This window comes from Humibacter ginsengiterrae, from assembly GCF_054780115.1.
Window position 1 is genome coordinate 306,343 of the sequence record NZ_BAAGWY010000003.1, and the last position, 14,261, is coordinate 320,603.

15 protein-coding genes are annotated in these 14,261 nt (G+C 67.9%); 5 read left to right on the top strand and 10 right to left on the bottom strand.

Going from position 1 to position 14,261, the window contains the following annotated elements; translation table 11 throughout:
• Window positions 1-36 precede the first annotated feature (36 nt).
• The 3 genes from ACYVII_RS06335 to ACYVII_RS06345 form a co-directional block, all read right to left on the bottom strand.
• Window positions 37-1,044: an ABC transporter ATP-binding protein gene (locus ACYVII_RS06335; RefSeq protein WP_460532696.1), complete on the bottom strand. Its 1,008-nt coding sequence runs from the start codon at window positions 1,042-1,044 to the stop codon at window positions 37-39.
• The gene (locus ACYVII_RS06340; RefSeq protein ID WP_460532699.1) at window positions 1,041-2,129 is read right to left on the bottom strand and encodes a LolA family protein; all 1,089 of its coding nucleotides are present in this window, start codon (window positions 2,127-2,129) and stop codon (window positions 1,041-1,043) included. The genes ACYVII_RS06335 and ACYVII_RS06340 overlap by 4 nt, the downstream gene beginning before the upstream one ends.
• An 84-nt stretch (window positions 2,130-2,213) precedes the next feature.
• Window positions 2,214-3,056, bottom strand: coding sequence for a DUF72 domain-containing protein (locus ACYVII_RS06345; RefSeq protein ID WP_460532702.1), 843 nt, complete (start codon window positions 3,054-3,056; stop codon window positions 2,214-2,216).
• Window positions 3,057-3,128: 72 nt separating this feature from the next.
• On the opposite strand from ACYVII_RS06345, the gene ACYVII_RS06350 reads away from it, so the two are divergent.
• Entirely contained in the window at window positions 3,129-3,731 is a 603-nt protein-coding gene (locus ACYVII_RS06350; protein ID WP_460532705.1) for a cysteine hydrolase family protein, read from the top strand.
• Between the two features lie 42 nt (window positions 3,732-3,773).
• Here ACYVII_RS06350 and ACYVII_RS06355 read toward each other — a convergent pair whose 3' ends face one another.
• Both ACYVII_RS06355 and ACYVII_RS06360 read right to left on the bottom strand, forming a co-directional pair.
• Complete coding sequence (locus ACYVII_RS06355; protein WP_460532708.1) at window positions 3,774-3,932, bottom strand: hypothetical protein; 159 nt, start codon at window positions 3,930-3,932, stop codon at window positions 3,774-3,776.
• Window positions 3,933-3,994: 62 nt separating this feature from the next.
• Complete coding sequence (locus tag ACYVII_RS06360) at window positions 3,995-4,867, bottom strand: DUF2510 domain-containing protein (RefSeq protein ID WP_460532711.1); 873 nt, start codon at window positions 4,865-4,867, stop codon at window positions 3,995-3,997.
• A 113-nt stretch (window positions 4,868-4,980) separates the two neighbouring features.
• Here ACYVII_RS06360 and ACYVII_RS06365 point away from each other — a divergent pair, with 113 nt between their 5' ends.
• The gene (locus ACYVII_RS06365; protein WP_460532714.1) at window positions 4,981-5,376 is read left to right on the top strand and encodes an RNA-binding S4 domain-containing protein; all 396 of its coding nucleotides are present in this window, start codon (window positions 4,981-4,983) and stop codon (window positions 5,374-5,376) included.
• A gap of 10 nt (window positions 5,377-5,386) precedes the next feature.
• Here the strand turns inward: ACYVII_RS06365 and ACYVII_RS06370 are convergent, their stop codons facing one another.
• The 3 genes from ACYVII_RS06370 to ACYVII_RS06380 are packed head-to-tail and all read right to left on the bottom strand — an operon-like array spanning window position 5,387 to window position 7,466.
• Window positions 5,387-5,605: a DUF6186 family protein gene (locus ACYVII_RS06370; protein ID WP_460532717.1), complete on the bottom strand. Its 219-nt coding sequence runs from the start codon at window positions 5,603-5,605 to the stop codon at window positions 5,387-5,389.
• Window positions 5,602-6,279: a hypothetical protein gene (locus ACYVII_RS06375; RefSeq protein ID WP_460532720.1), complete on the bottom strand. Its 678-nt coding sequence runs from the start codon at window positions 6,277-6,279 to the stop codon at window positions 5,602-5,604. The genes ACYVII_RS06370 and ACYVII_RS06375 overlap by 4 nt, the downstream gene beginning before the upstream one ends.
• A 2-nt stretch (window positions 6,280-6,281) precedes the next feature.
• Window positions 6,282-7,466: an acyl-CoA dehydrogenase family protein gene (locus tag ACYVII_RS06380; RefSeq protein WP_460532723.1), complete on the bottom strand. Its 1,185-nt coding sequence runs from the start codon at window positions 7,464-7,466 to the stop codon at window positions 6,282-6,284.
• 149 nt (window positions 7,467-7,615) lie between these two features.
• On the opposite strand from ACYVII_RS06380, the gene ACYVII_RS06385 reads away from it, so the two are divergent.
• Window positions 7,616-8,632, top strand: coding sequence for an aldo/keto reductase (locus ACYVII_RS06385; protein WP_460532844.1), 1,017 nt, complete (start codon window positions 7,616-7,618; stop codon window positions 8,630-8,632).
• Between the two features lie 70 nt (window positions 8,633-8,702).
• Window positions 8,703-9,077 carry a tautomerase family protein gene (locus ACYVII_RS06390; RefSeq protein ID WP_460532726.1) on the top strand — a complete coding sequence of 125 codons (375 nt, stop codon included), beginning with the start codon at window positions 8,703-8,705 and terminating at the stop codon, window positions 9,075-9,077.
• 33 nt (window positions 9,078-9,110) lie between these two features.
• Here ACYVII_RS06390 and ACYVII_RS06395 read toward each other — a convergent pair whose 3' ends face one another.
• Window positions 9,111-9,887 (bottom strand): nucleotidyltransferase domain-containing protein, encoded by a 777-nt coding sequence (locus ACYVII_RS06395; RefSeq protein ID WP_460532729.1) that lies wholly within the window; start codon window positions 9,885-9,887, stop codon window positions 9,111-9,113.
• A 74-nt stretch (window positions 9,888-9,961) separates the two neighbouring features.
• Window positions 9,962-11,173, bottom strand: coding sequence for an MFS transporter (locus tag ACYVII_RS06400; protein ID WP_460532732.1), 1,212 nt, complete (start codon window positions 11,171-11,173; stop codon window positions 9,962-9,964).
• 467 nt (window positions 11,174-11,640) lie between these two features.
• Here ACYVII_RS06400 and ACYVII_RS06405 point away from each other — a divergent pair, with 467 nt between their 5' ends.
• On the top strand, window positions 11,641-14,124 hold the full coding sequence (locus ACYVII_RS06405; protein ID WP_460532735.1) for a ribonucleoside-diphosphate reductase subunit alpha: 2,484 nt from the start codon (window positions 11,641-11,643) through the stop codon (window positions 14,122-14,124).
• Window positions 14,125-14,261: the final 137 nt, after the last annotated feature.

The window sequence follows — 14,261 nt, forward strand, 5'->3', positions numbered from 1 at the left end:
TCCGGCGTCTCGGACGGTGCTCGCAGCCCGGCCGCCTCACCCTGCGACATCGAAGCCCTCCCCGGTCAATGCCACGAAGCGGTCCTCGAGCGACGGCGACGTCACGTCGAACCCGCGCACCCGAACGCCTGCGCCCACCAACGCGGCAACGAGATCCTCGGCAGCGGTGTGCGCATCCAGCGCAGCCGTCACGACCTCACCGGCGACGGAGGGTTCCAGACCGAGGCCGGCGAGCACGGATGCCGCGGCACGGGCATCCGGGGTGCGCACCACGGCCTCCCGGCCGCCGGTGGCCCGGAGCTCTTCCAGCGATCCGGATGCCACCAGCCGGCCCGCGCGCATCACGGCGACGTGGCTGCACAACTGCTCGACCTCGCTCAGCAGGTGACTGGAGACGAAGACGGTGGCGCCCTCGTCGGCGAGTCGACGAATGAGCGAGCGCACCTCGCGCGTCCCTTGCGGGTCGAGTCCGTTGCTGGGCTCGTCGAGCACAAGCAGTTCCCGTTCGCGCAGCAGTGCACCCGCAAGGCCGAGCCGCTGCTTCATGCCGAGCGAGTAGGCGTGCGCCTTCTTGTCAGCGGCATGCGTGAGCCCCACGCGGTCCAGCGCTTCGGCGACGCGGCGGTGCCTCGTCGCCGACACGGATCGCGGGTCGGCCGCGTCGAGTCGGCTGAGGTTCGCCCGCCCGGTGAGGAACGGGTAGAACGCGGGCCCTTCCACGAGCGCACCGACGCGGGGCAGCACGGTCCCGGATGCGCGTGGCATCCGTTCCCCGAGCAGTTCCACGTCGCCCGCGTTCGGCGTGGTCAGTCCGAGCAGCATGCGGATCGTGGTCGTCTTGCCCGAACCGTTCGGGCCGAGAAACCCGTAGACCGATCCTCGCGGAACCCGCAGGTCGAGCCCGTCGACCGCCAGCTGGCGTCCGAATCGCTTGGTCAGGCCGGTGCTGGCGATGGCGAGGTCCGCACCGGCCGACCCGCGGCCGCCGGGCCTGCTGCCAGCCGACGCGGCCGTCGTTCCGGGCGCCGCGCCGACCTGCGTCACTTGGCCGCCGACTCGAGCGCGCTGAGCGGCACCGCTCCCGCGTACGCGCGTCCGTCGGACGTGATCAGCACGGAGAACAGCGAGGTCTGCAGTCCGCGTCCTCCGTCTACCGACTGGGTGAGCTCGTTCAGCAGCTGCGACTGCCCGGCCGTGAGGCCCGACATCCCGGCTCCCAGCGACCCGGCGGGCACCGCCACGATCGACGTCCACCCGGACCCGATCACGGTCGGGCCCTCGAAGGACCCCGGCACGCGGTTGTCGGGATGCGAACCGTGCGGCGGCAGCGTCTTCTGTGTCACCTTCGCGCCCTTCGGTGGCGTGAAGGTGAAGTTCGACGCGGCCGGAGTGCCGAAGTCCACGCGCGTGAACGCGACGGACACTGCCGGGGTCTTCTGGCCGCGCGCATCGATCTCCGCGGCCAGCGGAACCCCGGTCCTCGTCTCGACCGAGAGAACGGCCTTGCCCACGAGCGTGTCGGCCGTCTTCGGCGTGATCGTCAGACGCCAGACGTCGTGCGACGCGACGGACCCCTTAGACACGGTCAGCGTGGAGGTCTTGCTCGCGTTCTGCACGAGTTCGTCGGCGAGGCTCTGCGGGGTGGCGGTCGGCGTTCCTGATGCTCCGTCGTGCGTCGCCGTCTTCGACGGCAGCTTCACGTGTACCGCCTTGTTCGTCTTCGAGTCCCACGTCCACAAGTCGGTTCCGTTGCGCACCACGTCGCGCTCGGCGAGGCTGTCGAGCACCTGGATGCGCTGCTTGCCGTGGCCGTCTACATACACCTGCGCCTTGTGCGAGGCGGTCAGCAGCTCGAGGATGCTCGACGCCTGAGCACTCGACGACCCGCTGCTTCCCGTACTGCCCAGCGCACCGGAAGGAAGCTCGGGCAAGCCGAGGTCGCTGGTCTGCTCGATGCTGCCCGAGTAGTGCGCATCCTTCGCGTTCGCGATCAGTGCCAGCACCTGCGCCGCGGACGGCGTGGACGTGCTCGCTTCGCGCAGCCCGCTCGCGAAGGCGGGCGCCGCAACGGCACCAGCAACGACCACCGGCGCCAGGACGGCGGGTAGCCATTTCAGAAGTCTCTTCATCACGAATCTCCTCGTGAAAGCTCGGGTATCGGCCCTGAGCGTCAGGCTAACCCCGGAATGCTCCGACCTGGCTGGGACGATCCATCACGTTTTCGGCAGACCGGCTCCCAGCAGCCCGGCCATCGCGACCGCATCGTGCGGGGCGTAGCCCTTCGCATCGTTGTCGAAGTAGACGTAGATGTCCCGATCGGCCCCGTTCATCGCGGACTGCCGCAGCATCCGGTCGGCCCACGTTCGCAGCGACCGGTCGTCGTATCCGCTCGTGTAGAGCTCCTCACCGCCGTGCAGCCTGGCGTACACGAAGCCGGCCGTCGGCTCGTCGAACACGGGAAACCGTCCAGCGGTGTCCGCCAGCACCAGGGCCACACCGTGACGGCGCAGGATGTCCGCAGTCCGGGCGTCCGCAAAGCTCGCGTGCCGCGGTTCCAGCGCGTGCAGCACCGGCGCGTCTCGTTCGATCGGCGGGACTTCGACGCGTTTCACCTTCGCGTCGTGTGCCTCAGCGAGCGCCGCTGCCTCCCGCATGGTCGACGGCAACAGCTCGCAGAACCCCTCGAGAAGCTCGACGTCGAACTCGACACGTTCCGGCAGCTGCCACAGCACCGGGCCGAGCTTGTCGCCGAGCAGCAGCACTCCGGAGGCGAAGAAGTTCGCCATCGCCTGCTCGATGCCGCGCAGTCGAAGCATGTGGGTGATGTAACGGCCGCCCTTCACGCCGAACACGAAGTCGTCGGGTGTCTCGTCGCGCCAGCGCCGATACGACGTCGGCCACTGCAGGGAGTAGAACGATCCGTTCAGCTCGACCGTGTTCATCCGGGTCGCGAGGTAGGCGAGCTCGTCCTTCTGGCGCAAGCCCCTGGGATAGAAGTCGCCCCGCCACGACGGGTACCGCCAACCGGAGGTGCCGACGAACGCTCGGGGGCTCATCCGTCCAGTCTGCCTGCCGATGCCCGGGGCGTGCTCGGCCCCGATCGTCGCGCGCGCAGGCACAATGAAGGAGTGTCGCGTGGACTGCTGATCATCGACGTGCAGAACGACTTCACCGAAGGCGGCGCTCTGGGCGTGCCGGGTGGAGCCGCCGTCGCGGCCGGTATCACCCGGTTGCTCTCACAGAACCGGGGGCGGTACGACCTCGTGGTGGCCTCGCGTGACTGGCACGACGCCGAGGGTGACAACGGCGGCCATTTCGCTCCGGCCGATGCCGAGCCCGACTTCGTCACCACCTGGCCGGTGCACTGCGTCGCGGGCACGTCGGGCGCGGACTACCACCCGGCACTGGATGTCGGCGGCGTGGATGTGCACATCCGCAAGGGACAGGGCGTTCCCGCGTATTCCATCTACGAGGGCACCACCGATGACGGTGCCGGTCTCAGCGCGGTTCTCGACTCGGCCGGCGTGCACGAGCTGGATGTCGTCGGCATCGCGACCGACTACTGCGTGCGGGCATCCGCACTGGATGCGCTCGCAGACGGACGGGATGTGCGCGTGCTCGTCGACCTCATCGCCGGAGTGTCACCGGAATCCAGTGCGAGGGCGCTGGAGGAACTCCGCGGGGCGGGCGCGACGCTGGCCCGCAGCGACGACCTCGCGGGTGAAGACTGAGGCGCTCGCCGAGCGTAGGCGCGCGACGGGGCTGGGACTGCCCTAGTGACTGCCCTCGATGGCGTGGTGCTCGGTGTCGACGATCGCGGCGCGCTCCGGATGCGTCTCGCGTGTGTGAGCATCCTTCGCCGAGTCGTAGAGGGCCCACAGGCAGAACAGCCCGAAGATCACCGCACCTGCAGCGAAGACCAAGTACTCCACGGAATGCTCCCTCTCGTCATGCCCGAACTCACCCTATCGCGAGCCCGGGCCCTATCGCGGACTCAGGACATGCCCGGTGCGTAGGTTCCCACGGTCGAGTAGATGACGTTGAACATCATGACGACCTTGATCACCACCAGCACGATGGCAATGACGAAGACCGCGATCAGCCCCCAGATCGGCCACATCACATCGGAGCCGCCGCGACGCCGGGCGACGACGGTGCGACCGATCACGTAGACGGGCTGGCTGAGGAACGTCCAGGCCCAGTGGAACGGGCGAACGAACCCGCGGCGCTGCAGTTCGCGCCAGTCGAAATACGCGAACATCACGCTGAGCCCGTAGATCACGAACCCGAGCGCGTCTATCAGGAGAATGCCCACGAAGAAACCGCTCATCGCGGAGGTGAAGCGGGCGACGTCTGCGTTGTCCGGCGTCGATCCGGAAGCGCTGAGCGCGATGACCGCGCGGAAGTATGAGGTGAAGTCGGCGAACATGAAGGCGATCGCCGTGAGCAGCGGGAGCCCGACCACCAGCCAGATCGCCCACGTCAGCGCGGATGTCCCGGGCCGCACGGGCTGGAACGCCGCCTGTGCGGGAGCGCCGGCGTAACCGCCTGGAGCGTAGGCCGGCGCCGGGGTCGGTACGTGGCCGGCCTGCGCCGCCGATGGCGGGTAGGGGGACTGGGCAGGAGCATGCTGGGCTGTGGCAGGCTGTGCCGGCTGTCCGTAGCCGGCCTGCACCGACGCTGGATGCTGCGCCGCGGGCGTGCTGGCATCCTGCCCCGCATCGTAGAGCGGCTGCGGAGCCGGCACCGCCGGACGGGAGTGCTCGGTCCATCGGGAGCCATCCCACCAGCGCTGCCCGCCCGGATTGTTCGGGTCGGGGTCCGGATACCAGGCCGGGGGTGTCTGATGCTGGTTCGGGTCGGTCATCGATGTTCTCCTGCGTCGCGTCTGTGCCCATCTCGGGGCACGCCGTGAGCGTAGCGCAACCGCTTAAGTGCGCTCCATCGCGGGTCTGCAACGCCCATGCCTACGATGGGGCGATGGCCGGTGGCACCAGCAGCGAACCGATGGCGACGGGCTCCACACGCGCGGACATCTGGGTGTGGTCGGTGCGCTTCTACAAGACGAGGTCGCTTGCGACCGCCGCTTGCAAGGCCGGCCACGTGAAGGTCAACGGAGAACGGGCGAAGCCGGCACAGATCGTGCGCGTCGGCGACGAGGTGCGGGTGACGACCGATCGCGAGCACATCGTCGAGGTGCGCGGCATCCTCACCAAGCGTGTCGGTGCACCCGTCGCTCAGGCGGCGTACCTGGACCGCACGCCCGCACGGCCGCCCCGGGTCGAACAGCCCGCCGCGGTCGTCCGCGAGCGCGGCGCGGGACGCCCCACCAAACGCGACCGCCGCGAACTCGAGCGGCTCCGCGGCCGTCATTGAGGCGCATCCCTCACGATGAGGCCGGCAATGGTGCCGCCGCGAAGAAGTGCCAGCCCAGCCACCACCAGAACAGCACGAGTGTGATGCGCACCGCTCTCGACGTCATCACCCGGTCGAGCAGCGAGCCGAACGAGGCAAGACGATCCGGAACCCGCCAGGCGTACCAGGCGAGCACGATGCCGAAGACACCGACCGAGATGAAGCCGGAGATCGTGATGATGCGGGTCACGGATGCCTCCCCCTGCGCAGCAGCGCCGCCCCGCCCACGATCCACAGCGTCGCGCACACCGCGCGGCCGACCGGGTTGGCGACGATCGGATCGATGAGGTCGGACAGCACCGGATGATCCCACTCGGCCTGCGGAGACGGCATCGCGAGGAAGAAGTGCAGCAACTCCCACAGGCAAAGGAAGACACCGGCGCACGCCCACAGCACCGCGGACCGGATGGCAGCGCGACGCAGTGCCTCCGCCTGCTGGACAGACCGCTCCGCCTCGGTGTCCACCGGGTAGATGTCGTCGTTGCGCCAGCTCACGATGACGGCCGTCGCCCCGATGACGCACACCACGACGAGGTCGGCGACGCCCCACTGGGGCGCGAGCGTGATGACGGCGACGGCGAGCACGCCGAGCACTATCTGCACGGCCAGATGCAGGCGGGGGAGCGGGTAGCGGTCGAGCCTGCGGAGCCAGCCGGCGGCGTCCGCCAGCAGTGCGGCACCCGCGGCGAGGAAGAAGGCGCCGTCGATCGGGGCGCCGCGGTAGATCTGGAACGATCCGCAGATCAGGAGGATGGCGATCCACCACCAGTCCAGGCGCAGGCGCGTGACGAACCGGGCGCGACGGTTGCGGGCATCCCGAAGCCGGCCGCGCTGCGGCCTCCGTGACGAGGAACGGCCCGCCACGATCAGGCCTCGATCGGACCCAGCCAGGCGGTCGCCACGGTCGAGTGGGCCGACTCGTCGTCCGACGGGTGGAACATGCCGGCGAGCACGTCCCGGTACAGTCGCCCCAGTTCGCTGCCGGCGAAGTAGCTGCCGCCGCCGGAGACCCGGATCGCCTTGTCGACCACGTCCCGAGCCGTCTCGGTGGCACGCACCTTCATGCCGACCAGCTTTGCGAACCACTGCCCTCCGTGGTCGACGACCATATCGACGTCGGCGGTGATGGCATCGAGCTGCGGGTACAGCGCGTCCTGTGCAATCGCGGCGTCGGCGATGCGCCAGCGGATGTCCGGATCCTGCGCGTACGACCGACCGTCGTTCTTCATCGAGGTGCGCCTCTTCACCGCCTCGACCGCGAGTTCCAGCGCCCGTGCCCCGATGCCCGTGTACACGGAGGCCAGCAGCAGCTCGAAGTTGGCGAAGATGCCGAACGTGAGCAGATCGGCGTTCGGACCGGGATCCAGCCTGCGCACGATGCGGTCAGCGGCAGCGTGAGCACCGTCCATCCGTGTGGAGTTGGACTGGGTGGCGCGCATGCCGAGCGTGTTCCAGTCGTCGGCGATCTCGAAGCCGCCCTCGGCGCGGTCGATGAAGCCGAACACGATCTTCGGCGCGTCTTCGCTCGTGGAGTCCAGCCCCATGGTGCCCAACCGGGTCCATGCGGGCGAGAGCGACGTGAAGATCTTGGTGCCGTGAAAGGTGTAGCCGCCTTGTCCGTCGGGGCGGGCATCCGTTCGCGATCCGAAGAGCACGAGGTCGTTGCCACCCTCACTGATGCCGAATCCGAACACCTCTCCGGCGCCCGCCTCGCGTTGCACGAACTCGAGCGAGTCGTCGCCGCGGTCGCGCAGCACCTTCGCGACGCCTGTCCACACCAGGTGCATGTTCACCGCGAGCGCGGTCGCGGGCGCAGCGGATGCGAGCCGCACCTGTTCGCGCGCCACGTCGCGCAGCGAGAGCCCCAAGCCGCCGAACTCCCCGGGCACCAGGGCACGGAGATAGCCGGAGTCGGTGAGCTCCGCGAGGTCCTCGGTGAAGAAGGCGTTGTCGCGGTCGTATCCTGCGGCCCTGGATCGGATGCGCTCCAGCAGTTCGTCCGACAGCACGCGCACAGCAGACTCGCTCACGGTTCTCAGGTTACGCCGCATGACCCGGGGCGCTGCCGGTTGACAAGGCACGCTGACGAGCTGGTCGCACCGCGTGCACGCGGGGTTGCACCCTAGCCGCGTCGGCATGGCCGCCGCGGCTCCAAGCTCCAGCGCGCGTCGCTATGGTGGCCCCTATGCAGGAGCGCACAATGGAGACCCGAACGCTGGGCCGCACCGGACGCACGGTATCCGTCATCGGACTGGGAACGTGGCAGCTGGGGGCCGACTGGGGAAACGTGAGCGAGGCGGACGCGCTCGCCGTGCTGGAGGCATCCGCCGAGGCCGGGGTCACGTTCTTCGACACCGCCGATGTCTACGGCGATGGACGCAGCGAGAGCATCATCGGCCGCTTCCGGGCGGCCCACCCCGATGCCGGTGTCACTGTCGCGACCAAGATGGGCCGTCGTGTCGATCAGGTGCCGGAGAACTACTCCCTGAAGAACTTCAGAGAGTGGATCGACCGCTCCCGCGCCAATCTGCGCACGGACACGCTCGACCTGGTGCAGCTGCACTGCCCACCGACCGCGGTGTACTCCGACGACGAGGTCTTCGACGCGCTGGACGCACTCGTCGACGAGGGCGCGATCGCGAACTACGGTGTGAGCGTCGAACGCTGCGAAGAGGCGCTCACCGCCATCGCGCGGCCCAACGTGGCCACTGTGCAGATCATCCTGAACGCGTTCCGGCTGAAGCCGCTCGAGCGGGTGCTGCCCGCCGCGCAGGATGCCGGGGTGGGCATCATCGCGCGCGTCCCGCTCGCGAGTGGACTGCTCAGCGGCCGTTACACGAGGGAGACGACGTTCGCGCCACAGGACCACCGCACGTTCAACCGGCACGGCGAGGCGTTCGACGTGGGCGAGACGTTCTCCGGTGTGGACTACGAGACCGGAGTCGAGGCGGCGGGGCGGTTCGCGGACGTCGTGGCATCCGCTCGCGGGCCGCTCGGCATCGAGTGCGCCGACAAGCTCACGCCGGCGAAGGCGGCTCTCGCCTGGGTGGCGCAGCAGCCGGGCGTCAGCTCCGTCATCCCCGGTGCCCGCAACGTGGATCAGGCGCGTTCCAACGCCGCCGCAGGATCGGTCGCGCCGCTGGGCGCCGAGTTCGACGCTGCGGTACGGGAGCTCTACGACGAGTACTTCCGCGCGAGCGTGCACGACAAGTGGTGACGAATGCGTCTGCCGAAGCCGTTCGTGCGCTGACGCCCACGAGTCTCCGGATCCTGGATAGTGTCAGCCCATGCCACTTGTACGCATCGACAGCACTGGCACGCCCATCGAGCTGCTCGAGAAACTGGGAGAAGCGGTCCACGACGCGCTGGTAGAGGCCATCGGCATCCCGGCGGATGACCGTTTCCAGGTGCTCAGCAGCGGAGGGTCGCGTGTCATCGCCGACCCGGGCTATCTGGGCATCCGTCGTGATGCAGGAGTCGTCATCGTTCAGGTCGTCTTGCGCTCCGGCCGTACGGTCGAGCAGAAGAAGGCGTTCTATGGCGCGGTCGCCGAGAAAGCCGCTGCCATCGGAGTCGAGCCGCGCAACATCCTGATCACGCTGGTGGAGAACGATCTGCCCGACTGGTCGTTCGGCGACGGCGTCGCGCAATACGTTCAGTGAACTCGGGCTTCGCGCCCCTGGCCGCTTTTGTCGTCACCTCTGTGCCTCGCGGAGGGCCCGCTCGCATGCCCCGCGGAATTCGTCGACGAGACGCGTGAGCGCGACGGGGTCGGGCGTCGCCGTGGCGAGCATCCGGTCGATCTCGCCGAGCTCGGCGCGAACGAAGAGCTGCTTCTCGTTGGTGACCCAGATTCCCCGCACCGCGAGCACGGCGTGCGCGGTGCACGTCGCCGCTCGGGCCAGCAAGCCGACGCACTGGGTGAGCCGGCCGGTGGATGCGTAGTAGGTGCGCGCATAGCCCAATTCCGCTTCCGCCTGTGCCCACCACGCACCGGGGGCGTGTTTTCGCAGCTGCGGCGGATACTCCGTGACATCGGGAAGCTCGCCGACGAGCACGCGCTTCGTGGCCAGTTCTGCCAGGACCGAGTACGAGGGCAGCCCGGCCACGTGGAACCACAGAGGCTCGGTGGTGAAGCGGCCTTCGCGGGTCTCGGAGATCACCCGATCCACGACGTCGAGGTCTCGGTAGTGCATATCGCTGGCGCGGCCGTCGATCTCCAGCCACGCTCCGCCGTTGAAGACCGTGTGAGGCACAGAGCTCCAGCTGCCGAGCTCGCCGACGGTGCCGGGCCAGCCCAGGTCGCGGAGCGATTGCGGATCGAAGCGGCCGCGGTAGTAGAGGGAGAAATCCCAGTCGCTGTCTGGGCGGTTCGTGCCCTCGGCACGGGAACCGCCGAGCGTCACCGCCTCCACGCCGGGCAGCGAGGCCAAGCGGTCGCCGACGTACTCGATGAAGGCCGCGTCGTCCATGAGCGTCACCGTAACAGGGCACCTATGCCGGTGGTTCGGGCGCCCCCTCGGCGGGTCGCTCGAGCGGGCGACGGTCAGCTAGGAGGCAACGGCACGGGCTCGGTGTCGGGTATCGGGCTGGCATCCTTTCCGCGCAGATCCGGGTGCCACCGCTTGCCGATCAGGGGAACGAGCACGCCGAGCGCTGCGAGCACGCCGGCGACCCAGAAGGCGCCGATCGCCGTGTAGCGGTCGATCAGGAAGCCGGCAACGGCGCTTCCCAGCGCTGCGCCGATCAGCTGCCCGGTGCCGACCCAGCCGTAAGCCTCCGCGGTGTCGGAGAACTTCACACTCGACGAGACGATGGCGAAGATCACGGCCAGCGCGGGCGCGATTCCGGCTCCCGCGATGACGAGCAGCGCTGCGAGCCACCAGATGTTCGTGATCCAGAGGCTGGCGAGCACCACGCCGACGAACACGATGAGCATCCGCCGCGCGAGCGCCCACGGTCCTATGGGCACGGCTCCGAGCGCGAATCCGCCGGCGAGCGAGCCCAGCGACCAGATCGCCAGCACGATTCCGGCTTCCGGTCCCTTGTCTCCGAAGTTGGCGATCACACCCGCCTCGATCGCCGCGCACGAGCCCACGAGCAGGAATCCGACGATGGTCGCGAGCATCACGGTCGGTCGGCGGAGCACTGCCCCGAAGCGGCGCTTGCTGCGTGGGATGCGCACCCTCCCGAGCTCGGGCGACGCCACGAACCATGCGCCGCCGGCCAGCATGACCGCCGCGCACACCAGCAGGCCGATGGTGGTCGAGATCTGCGTGGCGATGAACGTGATGACGACGGGACCTGCGATCCAAATGATCTCCTGCGCCGAGGCATCCAGTGAGAAGAGCGGCGTCAGGAGGCGCGAGTTGACGAGCTTCGGATAGATCGTGCGCACGGCCGGCTGCACGGGCGGCGTGGCGAGGCCCCCGACGAGCGCGACCGCCATCGTGACGGGGATCGGCATGACCACGAGCGCGATCAGTGTGATCGTCGCGGCGCACACCGTTGTCGTGGCGATGAGCACGGGGCGCATGCCCACCCGTCCCATCAGACGGCTGGTGAGGGGACCGGCGACCGCCTGACCTATGCTCGCGGCGGCCAGGACCAGGCCGGCGGCGCCATACGTGTGATGCACGCGCTCGATGTGAGTGAGAAGTGCGAGCGAGAGCATCCCGCTGGGGAATCTCGCGGTGAGCTGCGCAGCGATGATCCGGCCGACACCGGGCGTCTTCAGCAGGTCCGAATATGCGCTCACTAGCGGTCAATACTATGCGCCGACCGGCCATTCTCCGCGCCCGGGGGACGGTGTGGACGCGGCGCGGATCAGCTGTGGAAAATGGGGATAAGTCGGCGAACTTATCCACATTCTGTGGACGACACGCCCACAACATCTAGGGTTGAGCGCTGCTGAGCACCCCGCTATATAGTGGTCACACGCCGGTCCAGTCGGGGCCTCCCGAGGCCGGCAGAACGCTTGAAGAACCGCGTCGCCACGAGCGCACGAACCGGATGTCAGCGGTCTGCCGGACGATGAGTGAAGACGACGCGCGGCGCGGGGATCCGGGTACGAGCCCGGGGTAGAACACGGGGAGATGGGGCGTCGGGCCGAAGGGCGTGCGGTGGCACGTCGAACGGCCGGGCTGCTTCGTCGACTCCGCTCTCCGATGTGGAGTCGACGGCATCCGAAAGGGTGCCACGAGCAGTAGTGGAGGAAGAGGCGAAGTGACAATCACGGTCGTGAAGCGCAACGGCGAGAGGGAGCCGTACGACGCGAACAAGATCAACCTGGCGATCGAGAAGGCCTCGGAGGGGCTCGACGAGAACATCACCTGGGTCACCCAGATCGCGAGCGAGCTCGAGCTGACCCTGTTCGACGGCATCACCACTCAGCAGTTGGACGAGGCCGTGATCCAGGTGGCGCTGCAGAACGTCAAGGATGACCCTGCTTTCGACACCGTCGCCGCCCGGCTGCTGCTCAAGACCATCTACAAGCGCGTGCTCGGTGACTACGAGAACGATGACGACCTCAAGCGACTCCACCGCGAGGGCTTCCGCGCCTACATCGAGCGTGGCGTCAAGGAGGAGTTGCTCGATCCGCGCTTCCCCGATCTCTTCGACCTCGACCGACTCGCTTCGGTGCTCGAGCCGGCCAACGACGGGCTGCTCAAGTACATCGGCCTCGTCACGCTGAACAACCGCTACGGCATCAAGGCGCGCAATGGTGATCCGCTGGAGGTGCCGCAGTACTTCTGGATGCGCATCGCCATGGGCCTGTCGCTCAACGAGACCGATCCGACCGGCATCGCGATCGAGTTCTACGAGACGATGTCTCGCCTCGACTATCTCGCTGCCGGCTCAACGCTCGTGAACGCCGGCACGAAGTTTCCGCAGCTCTCCAACTGCTTCGTGATGGAGATGCACGACGACATCGAGCACATCGCCAAGAGCGTGCGCGACGTGATGTGGATCACGAAGGGCACCGGAGGCATCGGCCTGTCGGTGACGAAGCTGCGCTCGCAGGGCTCGCCGATCCGGTCGAACAACACCACGTCGACCGGTCCGATCCCGTTCATGCACACGATCGACTCCGTGCTCCGAGCCGTCAGCCGCGGCGGCAAGAAGTTCGGTGCGCTGTGCTTCTACATGGAGAACTGGCACCTCGACTTCCCTGAGTTCCTCGACCTGCGTCAGAACTCCGGCGACCCGTACCGTCGCACCCGCACCGCCAACACGGCTGTGTGGATCAGCGACGAGTTCATGAAGCGCGTGCAGCACGACGAGCCGTGGTACTACTTCGATCCGCTCGAGGTCGCCGACCTCAACGAGCTCTACGGCAAGGCCTTCTCCGAGCGCTACGCGCACTACATCGAAGAGGCCGAGGCCGGCCGCCTTCGCATGTTCAAGCGCACCACGGCTCGGTCCGTGTTCAAGGACATGCTGATGAGCCTGCAGACCACCAGCCACCCGTGGCTGACCTGGAAGGACACCATCAACAACAGGGCCCTGAACAACAACACGGGCACGATCCACCTGTCGAACCTGTGCACGGAGATCTGCCTTCCGCAGGACATCGACAACATCGCGGTCTGCAACCTGGCCTCGATCAACCTGTCCCGTCACTTGCAGGACGACGGCACGTTCAACTGGACGACGATCGAGCGCAGCGCCCGCCTGGCCATTCGTCAGCTGGACAACCTGATCGACATCACGATGTCGTCGGTCCCCGAGGCAGACAACGCCAACCTGAACAACCGTGCGGTGGGCCTCGGGATCATGGGCTTCACGGATGTCGTCGAGCGTCTCGGACTCAGCTACGAGTCCGAAGAGGCGTACGACCTCATCGACGAGGTCGCGGAGCGCATCTCGTACTACGCGATCGAGGAGTCCGCCGACCTGGCCGCCGAGCGTGGCGCGTACCCGAATTTCCAGGGTTCCCGCTGGTCGCAGGGAATGGTGCCGTTCGACACCATCGCGATCACGGAACAGGACCGGGGCGTCGAGATCAAGGTCAACCGCAAGACCCGCATGGACTGGGACGCGCTTCGCCAGCGGGTGAAGAGCGGCATGCGCAACGCGACGCTGATGGCGGTCGCGCCCACCGCATCCATCGGGCTCGTCGCCGGGACCACACCCGGCTTCGACCCGCAGTTCTCCCAGATCTTCAGCCGATCGACCTCGAACGGCAAGTTCCTCGAGGTGAACCGCAACCTGGTCGGCACGCTTCAGCAGCACGGCCTCTGGGAGAAGGTGCGTGAGCAGGTGCTTCGCAGCCAAGGAGACATCCAGGGCATCGCCGACATCCCCGACGAGATCAAGCGCGTGTACAAGACGAGCTTCCAGCTCTCGCCCTACGCGTTCCTCGAGGTCGCCGCGCGCGCCCAGAAGTGGATCGACCAGTCGATCAGCCGCAACATCTACCTCGAGACGCGCGACATCGGCGACATGGTCGACATCTACGCGGCGGCGTGGGAGCGCGGTGTGAAGACCACCTACTACCTGCACATGAAGCCGCGCCACCAGGCCGAGCAGACGACCGTGCGGGTGAACAAGGCCGAGGAGATCGGCGGTGCTCGCAAGGGCTTCGGTGCGGTGCCGGCCGGGGTCGGAGCAGGCGCAAGCGGTACGGATGCCGGCAGTCAGTCATCCGCACCGGCTCCCGCTCGTCGCGGGTTCGGCTTCGGCGGTGTCGCTGGAGGTGACAAGTGATGGACGACCAGCGCACCGCAGAGCAGTTCGTGGGCGAGTACTTCGTGCCGGAGGATCCGATGGATGCCTTCCAGTGCGACTCCTGCCAGTAGCGCGCGACCACCCGACCGACCACGAGAACGAGATAGAGGCGTAGA